Origin of the sequence: Parasedimentitalea maritima (assembly GCF_005771405.1) — a bacterium.
Classification (GTDB): Bacteria; Pseudomonadota; Alphaproteobacteria; order Rhodobacterales; family Rhodobacteraceae; genus Parasedimentitalea; species Parasedimentitalea maritima.
Genome location: NZ_VAUA01000005.1, coordinates 395149 through 413599, shown reverse-complemented (window position 1 = coordinate 413599; position 18451 = coordinate 395149). Strand labels below are relative to the sequence as shown.

At 53.7% G+C, this 18451-nt stretch carries 15 protein-coding genes and 3 tRNA genes; 12 read left to right on the top strand and 6 right to left on the bottom strand.

Features of this window, described 5'->3' with window-relative positions; all coding sequences use genetic code 11:
• Positions 1-781 (bottom strand): flagellin N-terminal helical domain-containing protein (locus FEE96_RS12515; RefSeq protein ID WP_138163401.1); only part of this gene is annotated, 781 nt, incomplete at its 3' end.
• A gap of 521 nt (positions 782-1302) precedes the next feature.
• Between FEE96_RS12515 and FEE96_RS12510 the strand changes: the two genes are divergently transcribed.
• The 4 genes from FEE96_RS12510 to FEE96_RS12495 all read left to right on the top strand — a co-directional run bounded on the left by FEE96_RS12510 (position 1303) and on the right by FEE96_RS12495 (position 2824).
• Positions 1303-1379, top strand: a tRNA-Asp gene (locus FEE96_RS12510).
• Between the two features lie 80 nt (positions 1380-1459).
• Positions 1460-1536: transfer RNA gene (locus tag FEE96_RS12505), tRNA-Asp, on the top strand.
• 61 nt (positions 1537-1597) lie between these two features.
• Positions 1598-1674: transfer RNA gene (locus FEE96_RS12500), tRNA-Asp, on the top strand.
• Positions 1675-1846: 172 nt separating this feature from the next.
• A complete protein-coding gene (locus FEE96_RS12495) occupies positions 1847-2824 on the top strand; it encodes a DUF922 domain-containing protein (RefSeq protein ID WP_212744760.1) in 978 nt (325 codons plus the stop codon).
• Positions 2825-2831: 7 nt separating this feature from the next.
• On the opposite strand, the gene FEE96_RS12490 is transcribed toward FEE96_RS12495, so the two are convergent.
• Together FEE96_RS12490 and FEE96_RS12485 are read right to left on the bottom strand one after the other, a co-directional pair.
• A complete protein-coding gene (locus FEE96_RS12490) occupies positions 2832-3215 on the bottom strand; it encodes a nuclear transport factor 2 family protein (protein WP_138163397.1) in 384 nt (127 codons plus the stop codon).
• A 72-nt stretch (positions 3216-3287) separates the two neighbouring features.
• On the bottom strand, positions 3288-4676 hold the full coding sequence (locus tag FEE96_RS12485) for a M20/M25/M40 family metallo-hydrolase (RefSeq protein ID WP_138163395.1): 1389 nt from the start codon (positions 4674-4676) through the stop codon (positions 3288-3290).
• Between the two features lie 158 nt (positions 4677-4834).
• Here FEE96_RS12485 and FEE96_RS12480 point away from each other — a divergent pair, with 158 nt between their 5' ends.
• From FEE96_RS12480 to ispG, 4 genes are all read left to right on the top strand, one after another.
• Entirely contained in the window at positions 4835-5023 is a 189-nt protein-coding gene (locus FEE96_RS12480; protein ID WP_138163393.1) for a hypothetical protein, read from the top strand.
• Between the two features lie 92 nt (positions 5024-5115).
• A complete protein-coding gene (hemA, locus tag FEE96_RS12475; RefSeq protein ID WP_138163433.1) occupies positions 5116-6339 on the top strand; it encodes a 5-aminolevulinate synthase in 1224 nt (407 codons plus the stop codon).
• Positions 6340-6468: 129 nt separating this feature from the next.
• A complete protein-coding gene (locus tag FEE96_RS12470) occupies positions 6469-7671 on the top strand; it encodes a helix-turn-helix domain-containing protein (protein ID WP_138163392.1) in 1203 nt (400 codons plus the stop codon).
• 110 nt (positions 7672-7781) lie between these two features.
• Complete coding sequence (gene ispG, locus FEE96_RS12465) at positions 7782-8903, top strand: flavodoxin-dependent (E)-4-hydroxy-3-methylbut-2-enyl-diphosphate synthase (protein ID WP_138163391.1); 1122 nt, start codon at positions 7782-7784, stop codon at positions 8901-8903.
• Between the two features lie 52 nt (positions 8904-8955).
• Here ispG and FEE96_RS12460 read toward each other — a convergent pair whose 3' ends face one another.
• Both FEE96_RS12460 and FEE96_RS12455 read right to left on the bottom strand, forming a co-directional pair.
• Positions 8956-9720: a DsbA family protein gene (locus FEE96_RS12460; protein WP_138163390.1), complete on the bottom strand. Its 765-nt coding sequence runs from the start codon at positions 9718-9720 to the stop codon at positions 8956-8958.
• Positions 9717-11093, bottom strand: a complete 1377-nt coding sequence (locus FEE96_RS12455) for a M48 family metalloprotease (protein ID WP_138163389.1) — start codon at positions 11091-11093, stop codon at positions 9717-9719. Before FEE96_RS12455 ends, FEE96_RS12460 begins: the two co-directional genes overlap by 4 nt.
• Here FEE96_RS12455 and FEE96_RS12450 point away from each other — a divergent pair.
• The 3 genes from FEE96_RS12450 to FEE96_RS12440 all read left to right on the top strand — a co-directional run bounded on the left by FEE96_RS12450 (position 11092) and on the right by FEE96_RS12440 (position 16254).
• Positions 11092-12237 (top strand): pyridoxal phosphate-dependent aminotransferase, encoded by a 1146-nt coding sequence (locus FEE96_RS12450; protein ID WP_138163388.1) that lies wholly within the window; start codon positions 11092-11094, stop codon positions 12235-12237. The two genes, FEE96_RS12455 and FEE96_RS12450, sit on opposite strands and share 2 nt — an antisense overlap.
• Positions 12238-12343: 106 nt before the next feature.
• Complete coding sequence (locus FEE96_RS12445; RefSeq protein ID WP_138163387.1) at positions 12344-13576, top strand: N-acetylmuramoyl-L-alanine amidase; 1233 nt, start codon at positions 12344-12346, stop codon at positions 13574-13576.
• A gap of 176 nt (positions 13577-13752) precedes the next feature.
• Positions 13753-16254, top strand: a complete 2502-nt coding sequence (locus FEE96_RS12440; protein WP_138163386.1) for a penicillin-binding protein 1A — start codon at positions 13753-13755, stop codon at positions 16252-16254.
• 38 nt (positions 16255-16292) lie between these two features.
• On the opposite strand, the gene FEE96_RS12435 is transcribed toward FEE96_RS12440, so the two are convergent.
• Positions 16293-17150, bottom strand: a complete 858-nt coding sequence (locus FEE96_RS12435; protein WP_138163385.1) for an aminoglycoside phosphotransferase family protein — start codon at positions 17148-17150, stop codon at positions 16293-16295.
• A 62-nt stretch (positions 17151-17212) separates the two neighbouring features.
• Here FEE96_RS12435 and prfB point away from each other — a divergent pair, with 62 nt between their 5' ends.
• A complete protein-coding gene (gene prfB, locus FEE96_RS12430; RefSeq protein ID WP_138163384.1) occupies positions 17213-18337 on the top strand; it encodes a peptide chain release factor 2 in 1125 nt (374 codons plus the stop codon).
• The last annotated feature ends 114 nt before the right edge of the window (positions 18338-18451 follow it).

Below are 18451 nucleotides of genomic sequence, written 5' to 3'. Positions count from 1 at the left end.
GTTGCTGGGTCTGCAGGGCCTTCAACCGAGCAGAGGCCTCTTCCATGTTGGTGTCGGTCATCGAACTAACACCCATTTTCATGGAGTCGGTTAGTTTGCTGACAAAATCACCCTGATCTTTCAAACGCGCGGTATCCGAACCGAGTGCAGCAGCGCCGTCAATTGCGACGGTGAGGAAGCCTTCAATTTCGGTCAAAGCAGTCGCCGCATCAGTCACGTTAGTGAAGGATGTCAGGTTCGAAGCCAGATCGATGTTTGCCTCAAAATCAACGGTATCAACTGTGATTTCTGTAGGTGTTGGTGTACCTGTTGCGCCAACACGATCCAGTGATGCCAGAACACCAAGGGACGAGGCACCGTTGCCGTCTACATCAGTGGCCAACAGGTTGGCCCCGTTGAACTGAGCGGCAGCAATGATGGCAGCAACCTGTGCAGACTTTGCATCAATGTCGTTCTGGATCTTGGTGTGGTCGACGTTCTCGGACTGAGCAGAGACGATCAGTTCCTTAATTTCAGTCAGCTTTTCAACGATCTGTTCAGCGCCGGCTGATGCCACCGCAACAGTAGCTTCGCCTACATGTAGGCTTTCTGAAATGGCGTTAAAACCTGCTATGTCGGATTCCATTGTTTTGGAGATGGCCCAGACCGCAGCGTTATCGCTGGCAGCACCTACTCGTTTACCAGTTGAAATCTCGTTCTGAGCATCGGTCAGGTTGTTGTTCACGGACTGAAGTGTCTGCAGGGCAACCATTGCGCCATTGTTGGTCAGAATGCTGGTCATGTCTTTTCTTCCTTTTCCTACTAGGATTTTACCCAGTGTAATCGGCCCCCAGGGGCATGTTCTAATGTCGTTTCTGACGTTTGCGTTCGGCCGGAAGCGTTCGCGCCACCCCGGTCCGAGGTGCAGGCAGACATTGGCCCGAGAGGTGCTAAAGGAGTGCTAATGGAAAAAATTGCATACCTAGAATTTTCTCTAAATTTGTCACGGTTCTTAAACAGCGATCAAGAGTTTGGTCCCAGTTCCGGTTGCACTGATATGCAGATCTTCTTCTTGCATAGAGGATGAAGCACATTTTGGTCAGTGCGCCTGGGGGCACCAACTTATAGAATGCTGGGAGTAAAGTTTACACACTGACTGTTGTTTTGAGAATTGTCGGGTAAACGCCTGTTTTCAGAGACTTGGTCGGCAATTCGATTTTTTTTTCCAGAAAGCGGCGAAAAAGGTCAAACACCGCTTGACGATGCCCGAGACCTAGGAATATTACAGCCCAACATTCAGCAGCGATGTTGGATGGGCAGCAAGCGGTTGTAGCTCAGCTGGTTAGAGTGCCGGCCTGTCACGCCGGAGGTCGCGGGTTCGAGCCCCGTCAACCGCGCCACTGCTGCCTTACCCACCTTGGGGAAATCAAGGTCCGCCCCGGAGGGGACTGGATTGCAAAGTCTGGTGAGAAGAAAATGCGCGGTTGTAGCTCAGCTGGTTAGAGTGCCGGCCTGTCACGCCGGAGGTCGCGGGTTCGAGCCCCGTCAACCGCGCCACTTCTTTTCAAGTCCCATGAACATGGGCCGCCCCGGAGGGGAACGACCGCAAGGTCACTGCGCGGTTGTAGCTCAGCTGGTTAGAGTGCCGGCCTGTCACGCCGGAGGTCGCGGGTTCGAGCCCCGTCAACCGCGCCACTTTCCCCTCGAATGCTTCATTTCTAAAATTTGGAACGGCATGTTATACTTTGCTGGCTGCACTGTGCCGTTTCTGTTCGGCGCAAGTTGGGCGATTTCCCTCAGCAGCAGGGCCCAGTTAGTCTGGAGCCTGTGTTTTTTTACCGAGTTTATTCGGCCTTTGGAGGCGATAATGGCAATAGCTGTCAAAACAAAAATTCCTAAACCATCCCCAAAAACCTTTCCCGTGGCTGGCGTTGACATGTCCGAGTTGGAAACAGCATTGGATAAAAAGTCTAGTTGGGGCAGCTATGTTGCCGCGCCTGTGATTACGGCCAAGTTTGATAAATCGAAAAAAGTGACTGAAATTACCGTGGCGTTGAAGCCTGTGATAACGCAACCAAAGTGGGCTGAGTACGGCAAAAGCACTAAGAATCGACAAGCAGAATGGGACCGGATGCTAAAGGCATTGGAAAAATACCTTTCCAGTTTGCATGCCCTAACGTTGGAAGCTGTCGCGAAGTTTTCCGCAGACGTGAAAGAGAAGGAGCTGGATAAGGCTGGGTTCAACGCCGAAGCCAAAGCAGCGAAGGCTGCATTCTCTAAGGCAGTTGAGGATTATGCCAGTAAGACATCAAATGGCAGTTCGGTTGGCGTTTTCCTTGAATACATCGACCCGGATCCGGCTACATTCAAAAAAACCATCCCTGCGCCTAAGTCGTCTACCTACTCGATTGGAGGGAAAACCATTGAGGCGGTGTTCAAAGCTCTGCAAAAACGTGCGTTTTGGGGGCGATACCGATCGAATGCTAGCTACAAGGCGAGTTTTCAATTGGACGGCCATGTTGATGTGTTCACGCTGACCAGCAAACCGTCGATCGTCATGCCTAAGTGGAAAGACTACGGCAAAGCGAATTCGGGTCAGAAGGATAGCTGGGATGCGATGTGGGGGAAGCTCAACACACATGAGAACAATCACCACGATATTTTCAAGAAATGTGTGGCTGAGCTGGAAGCTGCAGTGACAAGTCGCGACATTGTCAAAGCGGATATTGACAAATTTTGGACGGATGAAACCAAAGACTGGCAGGATAAGCAGGACGCCTATGACACTAAATCTGGCCATGGTGTGAAGGAAGGCGTTGTGTTGGATGCCTCGGATGATCCCTGAAGTGAACTTAGTCCGCCGGGGTGTCCTGACTAAAGCTGTTCATCCAACCACTACCGCTGCGCTGCCACAGGGATGAAATGTACATCTCTTCTTGGTTTGTGCCGTCGACACGAAGATAACTGGCGCGATAGCTCAGCAACACTGCATCTGTTGAGATGACCCGTAGTTGCGGTTGGGTAAGCGAGAACGACGTCATAACCGGGCCATTTTCCAGTTGTCCGCAGTGTTCTGCTTTGTTTGAAAACCCTGACGGATACACGCCGAGAAAGTCGTCCGTCAGCATTTTGCTGTCGGCCTCGCTGTCTCCCAGAAGGAGCGCCTGCCAAACTTGGGTTTCCAACGCAACTATTTCGTCCAGCAGCGCGAGAGGGGTTGGTTTCTGTGTGGTCATGCGGCGAAATCCCGAGGGAGGCAAAAAAGAGGGAGCAAGCCCAAAGAGTTTTCGCTCTTCGGGCTTGTTTGTTTATTTGGTCAAAGCGTCGAGAATACGGGCCCAAGAGCGGATACCCTTATGGAAGCTCTTGAGGTCGTATTTTTCGTTGGGTGAATGGATTGCGTCATCTTCGTTGGCATAACCAACCAGCATTGCATCCATGTCCAGGACGGACTTGAAGAAACCGGCAATTGGGATTGATCCACCCATACCGCAGAACACGGCCTCACGCTGCCATTCATCCGACAGTGCGCAACGAGCGGATTCAAACTCGGGGCGGGTGATGTTCATCACCGAAGCGCCCGATCCTTCCAAATCGTTATCCCAAACTACCTTTGTGTCTGGCTTCAAACGGGCTTCGACGTGTTTGCGAATTTTGTGCCGAAGGGCATCCGGATCCATATCACCGACCAGACGGCAGGTGATCTTGCAGTGAGCTTCGGATGGGATAACGGTTTTGGAGCCTGCGCCGTTGTATCCCCCCCAAATTCCGTTCACTTCCAGTGTTGGACGTGCCCATTGCTGTTCAAGGATCGAATAATCCTTTTCACCGTGTGCCTGAGTGTAGCCTGCATTGCCTAGATATTCTTTCTGTTCAAAGCCGCAGCCTTCCCATTGGCGCAGTTGATCAACTGGCACCTCATGTACGCCTTCGTAGAAGCCGTCGACAGCAACCTTACCAGTTTCTTCGTCATAGAAAGAGGCGACAATGCGCGAAATTTCCCGTAGTGGGTTCAATCCGGGGCCGCCGTAATGTCCGGAATGCAGGTCAATGCGGGGGCCAACCAGAGTGAACTCATCTTTAAGCATCCCGCGCAGCTGCGACGAGATTGATGGCACGCCTCGTGACACCATTGAGGTGTCACAGATCAACGCCAGATCCGCTTTCAGTTCAGCAGCGTTTTCCTGCATGAAAGGAACCAATGATGGTGACCCTGATTCTTCTTCACCCTCAAAGAAGAAGGTAATTCGGCAGGGCAGGGTGCCATGTATTGCTTTCCAGGCACGACAAGCTTCGACGAAGGTCATCAATTGCCCCTTGTCGTCTGAAGCGCCGCGTCCGCGAATCACGGTGCCGTTGGCGGTCTCTTCTAGTTTGGGTTCAAATGGCGGGTTGTCCCAAAGAGCGAGCGGATCCACCGGCTGCACATCGTAGTGGCCATAAAACAGAACATGCGGCACATCGTTTAGGTCTTCGCCGACATGTCCCACCACCATCGGGTGGCCTGGGGTAGGGCGTTTCTCGGCACGGATGCCAATTGTTAGTAGATCCGCCACCAGCCAATCTGCGGCCTTGTCACATTCGGGCTTGTAGGCGGGGTCAGTTGAAATGGACTGGATGCGCAGCAGTTCCATCAGCCGTTCAGTTGCAGGGCTTAGATCTGCGTCGATCTGGGCCAGAACGTTCTCGAGTGTCATCGTTTTCTCCAATATGGCGGGCGTTTGAGTGGAACCTAGCAGCGCCTCGAGGAAGGGGCCAGAGCCTCCGGCGGTGAATTCCAGCTCCACATTTTTGTGGAGGGAATTAACTTTCAGAGTCCAAAATCCATAAGGAAGTATGACGGGGAGGGGGTAAAATGGGACAGGAGTGGTATAGTGGCTGTGACTATTCGACGGGTCGATTTTGCGTCAATAATCCGCACGAGTTTCCAAAAGACGACGGCTTCACGCAAAGGGATGCCGCAGCTGATCTTGCTGCCAGCGAAACAAAGGTCTATTTGATCCACATCAAGGCTGCGACGGTTTGCCCGCGCGTATTTGGTTGATAATCACGGGTGTAATTGTTACTCATTCACGAACGTGAATGTGGCATGGGCGCCGACACTCCGGAAATCCGGACCAAGCTATGGAGAAGACGGTGGACTATACCGCGAAACTCGACACAGCGATTGACCAACTGCATGCAGAAGGTCGCTATCGGACCTTTATCGATATCGAACGCCGCAAGGGGCACTTCCCACATGCGGTCTGGACCCAGCCTGATGGAAGTCAAAAGGACATCACTGTTTGGTGTGGCAATGACTATTTGGGGATGGGGCAGCATCCAGTTGTTCTGGAGGCGATGCATGAAGCAATTGATGCAACCGGTGCGGGTTCAGGTGGCACACGCAATATCTCGGGTACAACGGTTTATCACAAGCGTCTAGAGTCCGAGCTGGCTGATTTGCATGGCAAGGAAGCAGCGCTGCTGTTCACTTCTGCCTACATCGCGAATGATGCGACTTTGAGTACACTGCCCAAACTGTTTCCCGGTTTGATTATCTATTCTGATGCACTGAACCATGCTTCTATGATCGAAGGGGTGCGCCGTAACGGTGGCTCCAAGCGGATTTTTCGCCACAATGATGTGAAGCACCTTCGTGAACTGCTTATGGCCGACGATCCTTCCGCGCCAAAGTTAATCGCATTTGAATCGGTCTATTCAATGGATGGCGATTTTGGTCCCGTTGAAGAGATTATCGAACTGGCCGAAGAATTCGGGGCGCTGACCTATATCGACGAAGTGCATGCGGTAGGTATGTATGGCCCACGTGGTGGTGGTGTCGCTGAGCGGGATAACTTGGCTCATCGTATCGACATCATTAATGGAACACTGGCTAAGGCTTTTGGGGTGATGGGAGGCTACATCGCGGCCAGCGCTAAGATGGTTGATGCGATCCGATCCTACGCGCCTGGTTTTATCTTCACAACCTCGCTTGCGCCAGCTGTTGCCGCAGGTGCAGCAGCTTCTGTGGCTCACCTTAAGCAGGCCCAAGAGCTGCGAGATATGCAGCAGCAGCAGGCTAAGATTCTCAAGTTGCGCCTCAAGGGGCTTGGGTTGCCCATAATTGATCAAGGCAGTCACATCGTACCGGTGATTGTTGGTGATCCCGTACATACCCAAAAGCTGAGCGATATGTTGCTATCTGAATATGGTATCTACGTGCAGCCAATAAACTTTCCCACTGTGCCGCGTGGTACGGAAAGGCTGCGGTTCACTCCGTCTCCAGTACATGGTCCCAAAGAGATTGATGCCCTTGTTAATGCAATGGACGCGCTATGGTCGCACTGTGCGCTGAATCGTGCCGATTTAGCGGGGTAAGTTACTGCCAGCTGTAAAAATACTTAGAGTGTGTTATCTAAACGTCAACGAAAGAGCGCAAACGAATCGATGGGATGATTCGTTAGGCACTCTGGGCGGAATGTGGCAGGCAGGTATAGGATAGCAGGGATGATTGGGCGCATCACTCAGCGCAGGTCCAAAGCGCAGGAGGTCATCGAGCCGAAAAGCTTTGATGATTACGAAGTTCGGCTCGGGGACGCCATGCGCGGCGAACGAGCGACAATGGGCAAATCACTTCTTGATGTGCAACGCGAATTGCGGATTAAGGCATCCTATATTTCGGCCATCGAAAATTCTGACCCGTCAGTGTTTGATACCCCCGGATTTATCGCTGGTTATGTTCGATCTTATGCCCGTTACTTGAGCATGGATCCTGAGCAGGTATTTGAAGATTTTTGCCGCGAAAGTGGGTTTGAAGTGGCGCACGGCATGTCCGCCAAAGCCTCGAGCAAGCGTACAGGACCAGCACCGATTGCCTCTGGTATGGGGGGGCTGGGATCAGATGCGTTTACTGCACCTAACACGCCCTTTGCGCCCCGAAATGGCGGGCTCCTTTCACAAATCGAAGCCCGGGCAATTGGGTCGTCTCTGGTGTTGCTGGCTCTGATCGGCGGTATCGGGTTTGGTGGCTGGACGGTTTTGAAGCAAGTGCAGCAGGTGCAGATGGCTCCGATGGAGCAGACCCCTGTTGTATTGGCTGAGCTGGATCCCCTGCAGGCCGCAGGTATGGGAACCGCTACAGAAAATGATGGCTCTGCATCAGATGCACTTGATCGGTTGTACAGGCCTCAGGCTCTGGCCGTGCCGGTTATGACTGCGCGGGACGCGCCAATTTCAACACTTGATCCTGCAACATTTGGTAGTTTTGCTGCACCAGAGCTGCCCAGACAGGAAATTTTTGCGGATAGCAGATCGACCGTCATCGGACAGCACCCCCAAACGCAGTTGGTCCCCCAAGTTGTCGAGCACTCCGCTCCGACTATGGAGATGGTCGCAGTTCGGAATTCGTGGGTGCGGGTCAGTTCAGCTGATGGCAGTGTAATTTTTGAAGGCATCATGACCCCTGGTCAACGCTACGAGATTCCTACTACGGAAGAAGCCCCCATTTTGCGCACCGGCGAAAGCAGCGCGATCTATTTTGCGTTGGGCGGTGCTCATTTTGGCCCAGTTGGAAATCGTGGTGAAGTCACCAGAAATCTGCCTCTGTCGATCGACAGTGTGACCGAGCGGTTTGATGTCGCTGACATTGATCAAGATCGCGATTTTGCAAAAATGGTTGCTGAGCTCGAGGCCGGGCTGTTTTCAGAATAATTGCCGCTGGTGCAGTAGCTAATAGACGGCAAAGTCGGTGTCTTGTGCCATTGCAGCACAGGCGTTCAGTGCCTATCTAGGGGCAACTGATCGTTTGTCTGGATCTACATATGTCGATTAATCACATCCGCCCCTGGCGCAATATTGAACGTCGTAAAAGCCGCCAAATTATGGTGGGAAATGTACCTGTTGGCGGTGATGCGCCAATCGCAGTGCAGACCATGACCAACACACTTACGACTGATGTGTCGGCTACGGTGGCGCAGGTGCAGGCTGCCGCCGAAGCCGGAGCAGATCTTGTACGGATCTCGGTGCCGGATGAAGCCTCTTCCAAGGCGTTAAAAGAGATTGTTGCTGAAAGCCCAGTGCCGATCATTGCCGATATCCATTTTCACTACAAACGGGGTATCGAAGCCGCTGAGGCCGGAGCAGCCTGCCTGCGGATCAATCCCGGTAACATCGGCAGCGAGGAGCGGGTTGCGGACGTGATCAGAGCCGCCAAGGATCACAATTGCTCAATTCGCATTGGTGTAAACGCCGGTTCACTCGAAAAACACCTGCTGGAAAAATACGGCGAACCCTGTCCCGATGCGATGGTCGAAAGTGGGCTCGATCACATCCGCATCTTGCAGGATCACGATTTTCACAATTACAAGATATCGGTCAAAGCATCTGATGTGTTCATGTCGGCTGCGGCTTATATGAAACTGGCTGAAGCAACGGATGCTCCGATTCACCTCGGCATCACCGAGGCGGGTGGCTTTGTCTCTGGCACCATTAAGTCAGCGATTGGTTTGGGCCAATTGTTGTGGATGGGCATCGGCGACACCCTCCGTGTTTCGCTTAGTGCTGATCCGGTGGAGGAGATCAAGGTTGGCTTTGAGATCCTCAAATCCCTTGGCCTGCGCCATCGCGGAATCAATATCATCTCCTGTCCGTCCTGCGCGCGACAGGGGTTTGATGTGATCAAAACGGTTGAGGCGCTGGAGCAGCGGTTGGCGCATATTCACACCCCGATGAGCCTGTCGATCATAGGATGTGTCGTCAATGGTCCGGGCGAGGCCTTGATGACCGATGTTGGTTTTACTGGTGGGGGGGCTGGGGCAGGGATGGTCTATCTGGCAGGCAAGGCCAGCCACAAGATGAACAACGACCAAATGGTCGACCACATTGTTCAAGAAGTCGAGAAAAAGGCTGCTATGTTAAATGCGGCGGCTGAAACTTCAGATTGATCAGATAGTGTTGGGTTGCAGGGTCCGCTTGGTTGCGCACCCTGCAGTGAACTCAACCGCGTTGGTCGCGCTTGTCGGCCACAATGACTGACATTTGATCGGCAGGTAGATAGCCACGCAGTAATTCGTCCTGAACCACAAATGTGGGTGTGCCCGAGATTTTCAAACGTTGTGCCAAGGCACGGGTCTGTGCCAGCTCGTGGTTCAACTCTGGGTCATTCATCTTTGCCATAATGACATCAGCGTCCAGTCCCAATCCCAAGGCGAGGCGACGCAAGGACACTTCGCTGGGCTCACCACCAAAATCGATCAATGCATCATGAACGAGTTTGTAAGAATCGGCGCCAGCCACCATGCGGGTCGCAATGGCAAAGCGGGACGAAATCAAAGAGGCTTCTCCCAAGATCGGGAATTCTTTGATCACCAACCGGATGTTGCCATCTTCTCGGACCAATTTCTCGACCTCAGGTGCGGCGCGACGACAATATCCACAGCGGTAATCCATGAATTCGACCACAGTAATATCGCCATCTGGGTTGCCACCAACCCATGAAAAACCATCGTTATACAGTTCATCCAGATTGGCTGCGACCAGTGCTTCATCTTCAACCGCCTCGGCTTCGGCCTGGCGCTGCTCCAGCAGGTTCACGGCTTCAATAATCACTTCGGGGTTTTCCAGAAGGTAAGCGCGGACTTCGGCACCAAAAGCGGCGCGCTCTGCCTCACTCATACTGGTCAAATCTAGCGCTTGAACCGGAGCACACAGCAGTGTCATCGCGGTTGCTACACCGGCTAGGGCGCGGGGAAAGCGGATCATTTGTTCTTCCTTTTTTGGTAGTATTCAGCAGCGATAAGCACGTCTTGTGCTCGTCGCCAAGTAGCAGAGCCACGAGGCAACTGAGTGCTGGCCCGTGTGGCATGCCGTCCGGCGTCATCCATTCTGCCCTGTAACGCGTATCGCTCTGCGGTGACCAGAGCCGCCATGCCACTTTGACCGGTTTTTGCGTAGGCCAGCGACATGTCCCGCAGCAGGCGGGTGTCACGAAAGTCACGGGACCGGGCCTTTTCCATAGCCTGGATCGCTTGCTTAGGGTGGCCTGCCGCCAGCAGGGCCCGACCATATCCGCCGAGGATCAAGGGTTCTGAAGGGGCAAGTTTGACGGCCTGACGATAGGCTGACAAAGCTTCGTTCCAGCGGCGGTTTTCCATCAGGATCTGACCTTTGAGATCAAAATAGAATGCATCATTGGGACGCAAAGCCAACGCACCGTTCATCGCGTTTAGAGATTTACTGAGGTTGCGTTGACGATGGTAGGACACAGCTTCTCGCATCAGACGAATATCTTTGGATGCTTCTTCTCCAGCCCGACGCCGTGTCCATTTCGGCGATCGAACAAATGCTGATAATTTGCCCCGCACCCGTGCAAACCAATAATTTGCCTCAGCTGAGGTGCTGCCTTGGTCACCATAGCTTGCAACGTAGGCTTTTGCTGCACGCAAACGATCACGGCTGAGCGGATGAGAGCGCATATAGGGGTCTTGATTGACTGTACTTAGCAGCTCTTGGCCGGCAAATATCTTATGAAGTTGCACCATTCCTTGTGGGCTGATGCCTGCACGAGTCAGGTAGCCCGCAGCTGAGCGGTCTGCCGACGACTCCTCAGCGCGTGTATGGGCCAGAAAGGAACGCAAGGCTGAACTTTGCACTCCAACTGCGATACCAGCTGCGGCTTCACCCGCTCCGGCGGCAGCCGCCAGCACAGCTAAGGCGGTGCCCAGACCAGCAACCGAATTGGCCGAGCGCATGTTTTGCATGCGCCGCGCCAGATGACCGTTGGTGATATGGGCCGCTTCATGCGCGATTACGGCTTGCAGAACCTCGGGGCTGGTGACCTTTAAGATCAGCCCATAGTTCACAAAAATAGTCTGCGAATCGACGACAAAGGCGTTGAAGGTGGAATCATTGACCACCAGTACCCGCACCCGTTTGGTATTCAGTCCCGCTGCGCTGAGCACCGGCGCTGCCAATTTATTCAGCCCATGTTCGATGTCAGCATCACGCAGCAATGTAATTGCCATTGAAGGCAATGTAGATGCGAAGAAGAACAGCGCACACAGCAAAAAGGCTGGGATTGACGACAGCCGGGATAAACGATCAAAAGTCATGGCCGCACCATGGGAGATCAGCATGCGAAACTCAACCCGATCCCAAGTAGATCCTTTCATTGTGATGGATGTGATGGAGGCTGCGCGCAAAGCCGAAGAATCTGGCAGACACATCATTCATATGGAAGTTGGGCAACCGTCAACCGGTGCACCGTTGGGCGCGCGCAAAGCTCTGGCTGCTGCATTGGACGATGGCAGTTTGGGTTACACGGTTGCATTGGGGCTGCCTGCTTTGCGTCAGCGTATCGCCCGACTTTATGGGGAATGGTATGATGTTGATCTGAACCCAAACCGTGTTGTCGTGACGCCGGGGTCTTCCGGTGCATTCCTGCTTGGCTTTACGGCGCTGTTCGATAGTGGCAATCGTGTCGGCATAGGCGCACCTGGCTATCCGTCGTACAGGCAAATTTTAAGTGCGCTTGGGATGACGCCTGTAGATATTCAGACCGCGCCGGAAAACCGTCTGCAACCGGTCGCCGCTGACCTGAACGGGTTGGATCTGGCGGGCTTGATGGTTGCTTCGCCCGCCAACCCAAGTGGTACAATGCTCAATCGCGACGCGATGGCTGCATTGATTGACGCGGCGCAGGCACAGGATGCCAGCTTTATTTCGGACGAGATCTATCATGGGCTGGAATATGAAGCCAAAGCGGTGACGGCATTGGAACTGACCGACGAGTGTTATGTGATCAATTCGTTCTCAAAGTTTTTTTCGATGACCGGCTGGCGGGTTGGCTGGATGGTCGTGCCCGAGGATCACGTGCGAGTGATCGAGCGGATTGCGCAAAACATGTTCATTTGTGCGCCTCACGCCAGCCAAGTCGCGGCCCTTGCCGCATTGGATTGTCAGGACGAGATGCGAGAAAACCTTGCCGTTTACGCCCGTAACCGCCAACTCATGCTGGAAGGTTTGCCCAAGGCAGGGTTCACAAACATCGCTCCTCCGGACGGCGCATTTTATGTCTACGCCGATGTTTCGGACTTGACCAAAGACAGCCGGGCCTTTGCCGCAGAAATTCTGGACCACGCAGGTGTGGCAGTCACGCCAGGGCTGGATTTTGATCCGGTGCGAGGCGCAACCACACTGCGATTTTCCTATGCACGGTCAACGGAAGATATTGAGGAGGGGCTGGCACGGCTGGAAACGTTTATGGCGCAGCGAAGCTGATCATGTCTGCGGCCCAAATGTTGGCGCGAGGAACACGGGTTCAGGGCCTACCCAGATCGGGTGCGTTTCGGGTATGGTGGGAAAAAAGTATTAAAGGCGTAAAAGTATGAGCAGGGTTTTCACGTTCATTGCATGTGCATGGATGATAATGGGGCAGGCGGCTTTTGCTCAGAAATTCAGTGGATTGGCGCGTATCGATGCCACTTCTAGCCGGATCGAAGACCAGGGCAATGGGGCGCTGATCACATTGAACTTGAGCCAGGGCGTGCCTTACCGCCTGTTCACTTTGGACAATCCACCTCGGCTTGTACTGGATTTTCAAGAGGTGGATTGGCGCGGGCTGAATTCCGACACTTTGTTGCAGGGGTCGCAGATCACCCGAGCACAATTTGGAACCTATGTCCCCGGGTGGTCGCGAATGGTCCTGAAACTGGCTAAACCCATGGCGGTGCTGGGCGCAGCGATGGATATTGATCCGGTGACCGCGCGCGCGCAATTGCAACTTGAACTGGGGGCTGTCGACGCCGAGGTGTTTTCTGAAGGTGCCGGAGCGCCAACTGACCCGCGCTGGGATTTACCGAAAGCGGAGACCCTGCCCATCATTGAGGAACGCAGTCCGGATGCGCCGTTATTGGTTGTTCTTGATCCTGGCCATGGTGGTATTGATCCCGGAGCTGAAGTCAGTGGTGAAGCTGGCACAGTGGTGGAAAAAGATCTGATTCTGAGCTTTGCAATTGAGTTGGGCGAGGAACTGGTGCGCTCTGGTCGGTTTGAGGTCCAATTGACCCGCGACGGCGATTATTTTGTTTCGTTGGAACGTCGCATCGCACTGGCCCATCAAGCTGGAGCGGATGTCTTTGTTTCCCTTCATGCTGATGCGCTATCCGAAGGATTGGCGCATGGCGCCACTGTTCATGTCTTGTCGCCTGAGGCTTCGGATGTCGCTTCTGCCAAACTCGCGGAACGGCATGATCGAAGTGATTTGTTGGCGGGCGTGGACTTGAGCGATGCGGATGACCGGGTGACTGGAATTTTGCTTGATCTGGCGCGCCAGGAGACCCAACCCCGCAGTGATGCCTTGGCGCGATCACTGGTTGAAGGCATGGGGAACCAGGGGGGGCCGCTGAACCGACGCCCGTTACGCTCAGCTGGATTTTCTGTGCTTAAAGCTGCAGATATCCCCTCGGTTTTAATTGAAATCGGCTTTCTATCGAGTCCGCGTGATCTAAAAAATCTTCAAGACTCTGAATGGCGAACGCAGATGGCAAGGGGTATCTTAAATGGCCTTGTGGCATGGCGAGAACAGGACGCTGCGCGCCGCGCACTGGTACGACAGTAGCACGGTTGCAAATCATGGTGTAGACTTGGGGCACAGCCCCAAACCCTGGGATATTTGTGGCTAGATGAAGATCTCGGCGGATTAGCGGATCAGATGGCACGTTTTTGCCATCTGTGGTTTTGACCATTGCTGCTGGCGTCCCTATATAGACGCTATGTGCACAGGAAGGCAGAACAGTGCTTAGGTTTATTCTCTCATTCTTTGGCTCCATTTTTAGTACCATCACACTTGGTATTGCGATGGTTGCTTTAACTATTGGCGCCGTGTTCTGGATCTATGGGCAAGACCTGCCCAGCCATGAATCGCTGGCCCAGTATCAACCGCCTACTATCAGTCGGATTTATTCCGGTGAGGGGCAGTTGATTGATGAGTTTGCCAAAGAACGCCGCCTGTTTGCGCCTTCGGATGAAATTCCAGACCTTGTAAAACAGGCGTTCATATCTGCTGAGGATAAGAATTTTTATAGCCACAAGGGCTATGACATGCGCGGTATTGCGGCAGCGGCGATTGAAGCGGTACGCTCGCGCGGGTCAAATGTGCGCGGCGCATCGACCATCACCCAGCAGGTTATGAAGAACTTCCTGCTATCAGGGGATCGAAAAGCTGAACGTAAAATCAAAGAGATTATTCTGGCTGCCCGATTGGAGGAGACGCTGAACAAAGAGCAGATCCTTGAGCTCTATATGAATGAAATCTTCCTGGGGCAAAACTCTTATGGGGTGGCAGCGGCATCGCAAACTTACTTCAATAAGACGCTAGGCGAACTGGCACCACATGAGGCGGCCTTTCTGGCGTCTCTGCCTAAGGCACCCGGCAAGTTTCACCCTGTACGTGGTAAGGAACGTTTGACGGAACGGCGCGATTACGTGCTGCGGGAGATGTTCCAGAACGGTTATATTTCTGAAGCCGTTTATAAAGTTGAGGTCGAACAGCCGCTGCGGTCGGTTCAAAATGGTGACTTTGAGAGCTTCCGTACAGCATTGCCGCCACGGGACTATTTTACTGATGAAATCCGCCGACAGCTGTCGGTGGACTTTGGTGAAGGCGAGTTCTTCACTGGTGGTTTCACTGTGCGCGCCACGATTGATGAAGAAATGCAAACGGTTGCAGCTTTGTCCTTGCGAACAGCCCTTGAGAAGTATGACCGCTCGCGCGGCGTGTGGCGCGGAACTGAACTGACAATTCCAGCGGACCTGCTGAATGACGACACCGCATGGCGTGAGGCATTGGCTGAGCTGGACGTTTCACGTGATGTGACACTGGGCGGCGACTGGTTACCCGCTGTTGTTCTGGGGATTGGTGACAAGGAACTGCAAGTTGGCATTGAAGGTGTCGATGAAACTGGCGTTGTTCCGCGCTCCGACATCAAGTGGATGAAGGGGAGCTTCAATGACAATCTCACCGTTAGTGACGTTGTTCATGTGGTTGCTGTGACCAAGGATGATGCGTTTCAACACTGGTCTTTGCGTCAGGTCCCCGAAGTGCAGGGCGGCTTTGTTGCTATGGACGTGAATACAGGCCGGGTTTTGGCGATGCAGGGCGGGTTTTCGTATCAGCATTCGGTGTTTAACCGTGCGACGCAGGCACAACGCCAGCCTGGATCTAGTTTCAAGCCTTTTGTTTATGCGGCGGCGCTGGATAGCGGGTACAGCCCGGCAACCATCGTTGTTGATGCGCCGATCGAAGTGAACACACCGCAGGGATTGTGGCGGCCGCGAAACTCATCGAACAAATTCTATGGCCCGACGCCCCTGCGCACCGGGATCGAACGCTCGCGGAACCTGATGACCATTCGTCTGGCGCAAGAAGTCGGGATGCCGGTGGTTGCCGGCTATGCCGAGCGCTTTGGTGTCTATGACGAGATGGGCCCCTATCTGGCCAACTCGCTGGGGTCTGAAGAAACCACGCTGTATAAGATGGTTACCGCCTATGCGATGTTCGCCAATGGTGGCGAGCGCCTTGCGCCCACTCTGGTCGACCGTATTCAGGACCGCGAAGGCCAGACAATTTATCGTCATGATGACCGTGACTGCGTGGATTGCTCGTCAGCGCTGCTGCCTGAAGGCGCGGCGCCACGTATCGTCACAGATCGAGATCAGGTGATGGATCCGATTACGGCCTACCAGCTAACGTCAATGATGCGTGGTGTGGTTGAGCGCGGCACAGCAGCGGGCAATGTTAATCTCGGCGTGCCCACCGCCGGTAAAACCGGTACCACCAACGAGGCACGCGATGTCTGGTTTGTTGGGTTTACATCGAACATTGTGGCAGGCTGCTACATTGGTCACGATCGGCCACGACCCCTGGGGCGCGGCACCTATGGCGGGAATACCTGTGGTCCGGTGTTCCAGCAGTTTATGACAGAAGCGACAGCCAAATACGGTGGCGGTCCTTTTGACGTCCCGCCGGGAGGGCATTTCATCAAAATCGACCGCTTCACGGGGGCTCGCTTGCCGGACAATGCCGGTGGCGACTATGTAGTGGCTGAATATTTCCGAGACGGCGCCGAACCGATCTTTGGTCTGAGCTATGATGGTGGTTTTGCGATGGGGTCGAATTTGCCGCTGTTTGAAGAGGTTAATACATCCGGTCGTCAGGTCACCACCTCTAGCGGAGGCACGGCTGTTCTTGGGCCCAAGGCAACATTTGGTACGGTCAGTTCAGGCGGACTCTATTGAAGCAGGGGGGCTACTGTGGACATGCGCTGATCTGAAGTTCAGCACTCTGTAGCAAGAGCCTGTTCCACGAGTAGCGAAAGCAAATCGGCCTCATCATCTTGTATCAACAGCCCATTTGCCCTCCAGCAGATTGAGAGCGCGCATTTGGCTGCGGCCCATTGCGCCAATCGGTGACACGGCACGCCAAGCGCCTGTGCGAACAATTGGGTCGTCTGCGTGATGCGTTTGTGATCTTTGACATGAGCGGGAAGGCCTTTGGGATGACGCAGTGCATTTGCCAGCTCAAATGCTGGGTCCCCTGTATAGCCCTTTGCATCAAATGCCTTTGGCCCAGTAACAGTCAGAATGACATTGTCATGATGCAGGTCACCATGCAGCGGTACCGGGCTGGGTTGAGTGGCAAGCAAATGATTTGCCATCGCTGTGGCGCGTAACATGTTCTTGCGCAGCGGCGTGGGGCAGTTGGTGCAATAGGTCAACTGAGGCAGGAGAGAAAACGCATCGCCCAGCGAGCGCAGCGGAGCGCGCATAGAGATCGGGTGTTGTTGAAGGCTTTGTGCTGTTTCGCAGAGCAATTGATCCGCCTGTTTCGCGTCTCCGGAACGGGCGATGTCACCAAGGCTGGGCCCGTCTAGCCACTGCATCAGCATTGCCGCGCCGTCATTCTCGAGTATTTCTACAACTGCCCTGCCAGACCATGCGGTTAGTAGTTTAGCCCCGGCTGACTCGTTTCCCCGTGTGGCGTTTTTGTACAGCTTCAAAACCGCGCTTGTTCCGTCTGCCCGGCGCACCCGCCATAGCTGCGCGATGGCAGTCTGAGATAGGTGTTCTGCCTGGGTGAGCTGCCACCGGGCGAGTACAGTATTGAGATCATCTGTCATTACATTTCTGCTCATCTTGTGGTGCCCCTCAGGTCTTGGTATCACGCAGGCCTTAGACAGCAAGTTGGGACCAAACCATGCGCGCCGAAATCCAGAACTATGTGACGCAGATTGAAAAGTCTCTGGAGCTGCTAGCCCAGCGGATGGACAAGGAAACTGCGCCGCATCGGCTCGAAGAATTCGACGCGCGAGTCGAAGACCCGAACCTTTGGGACAACGCTGAAGCCGCGCAAAAATTGATGCGCGAACGGCAAATGCTGGTTGATGCGATGGAGACTTACAACGGTATCAATCAGGATATGGCTGACAACATCGAGCTTATTGAAATGGGCGAGATGGAAGATGACGCTGAGGTCGTAGCTGAAGCCGAAGAATCACTTAGCGCGCTGGCAGACAAAGCCGCCAAGAAAGAGTTAGAGGCGCTGTTAGACGGTGAAGCGGACAGCAACGACACTTTTCTTGAAATCAATTCTGGTGCAGGTGGAACTGAAAGCTGTGACTGGGCCTCGATGCTGGCACGGATGTATATCCGCTGGGCCGAGAAAAAGGGCTATAAGGTTGAGCTGCAATCAGAAAGTGCTGGCGAAGAAGCTGGTATTAAATCTGCTGCCTATAAAATCACCGGTCACAATGCATATGGCTGGCTGAAATCCGAATCGGGCGTGCACCGCCTGGTCCGGATTTCGCCGTTTGACTCGGCTGCAAAACGCCACACCTCTTTTACTTCGGTCAAGGTCTACCCAGTTGTCGATGACAACATCGAAATTGAAGTGAACCCGGCTGATATTCGCATTGATACCTACCGATCATCGGGCGCAGGCGGGCAGCACGTGAATACCACCGACTCGGCCGTGCGCATTACCCACCATCCCACCGGAATTGTTGTAACCAGTTCTGAAAAATCCCAGCACCAAAACCGTGATATTGCGATGAAAGCGCTGAAATCACGTCTCTACCAAATGGAGCTGGATAAGCGGAGCGCATTGGTCAACGAAGCGCATGAAAACGCTGGCGATGCGGGCTGGGGGAACCAGATCCGGTCTTACGTTTTACAGCCTTATCAGATGGTCAAGGATCTTCGCACGAGCCACGAAACCTCTGATACCAAGGGTGTGCTGGACGGCGACCTGGACGGATTCATGGCAGCAACACTTGCGCTGGACGTGTCTGGTAAAAGCCGCGCTGAGGCTCAGGGTAACTAAATAACGTACAATTTTTCAGCGGGCCATGTCTGAACTTGCCTCTGCAAGTTTGACCTTCTGATCGTTTGACTGTCCCTATGTCGGCTTATAATTTGAGCAAGTTAGGGCCGTAGA

Excerpts from the sequence above, each read along its gene's own strand:
- FEE96_RS12495 (WP_212744760.1), top strand. The coding sequence starts at position 1,847 with ATGGCAATAGCTGTCAAAACAAAAATTCCTAAACCATCCCCAAAAACC.
- FEE96_RS12490 (WP_138163397.1), bottom strand. The coding sequence starts at position 3,215 with ATGACCACACAGAAACCAACCCCTCTCGCGCTGCTGGACGAAATAGTT.
- FEE96_RS12485 (WP_138163395.1), bottom strand. The coding sequence starts at position 4,676 with ATGACACTCGAGAACGTTCTGGCCCAGATCGACGCAGATCTAAGCCCT.
- FEE96_RS12480 (WP_138163393.1), top strand. The coding sequence starts at position 4,835 with ATGGGACAGGAGTGGTATAGTGGCTGTGACTATTCGACGGGTCGATTT.
- FEE96_RS12470 (WP_138163392.1), top strand. The coding sequence starts at position 6,469 with ATGATTGGGCGCATCACTCAGCGCAGGTCCAAAGCGCAGGAGGTCATC.
- ispG (WP_138163391.1), top strand. The coding sequence starts at position 7,782 with ATGTCGATTAATCACATCCGCCCCTGGCGCAATATTGAACGTCGTAAA.
- FEE96_RS12460 (WP_138163390.1), bottom strand. The coding sequence starts at position 9,720 with ATGATCCGCTTTCCCCGCGCCCTAGCCGGTGTAGCAACCGCGATGACA.
- FEE96_RS12450 (WP_138163388.1), top strand. The coding sequence starts at position 11,092 with ATGCGAAACTCAACCCGATCCCAAGTAGATCCTTTCATTGTGATGGAT.
- FEE96_RS12455 (WP_138163389.1), bottom strand. The coding sequence starts at position 11,093 with ATGCTGATCTCCCATGGTGCGGCCATGACTTTTGATCGTTTATCCCGG.
- FEE96_RS12445 (WP_138163387.1), top strand. The coding sequence starts at position 12,344 with ATGAGCAGGGTTTTCACGTTCATTGCATGTGCATGGATGATAATGGGG.
- FEE96_RS12435 (WP_138163385.1), bottom strand. The coding sequence starts at position 17,150 with ATGAGCAGAAATGTAATGACAGATGATCTCAATACTGTACTCGCCCGG.
- prfB (WP_138163384.1), top strand. The coding sequence starts at position 17,213 with ATGCGCGCCGAAATCCAGAACTATGTGACGCAGATTGAAAAGTCTCTG.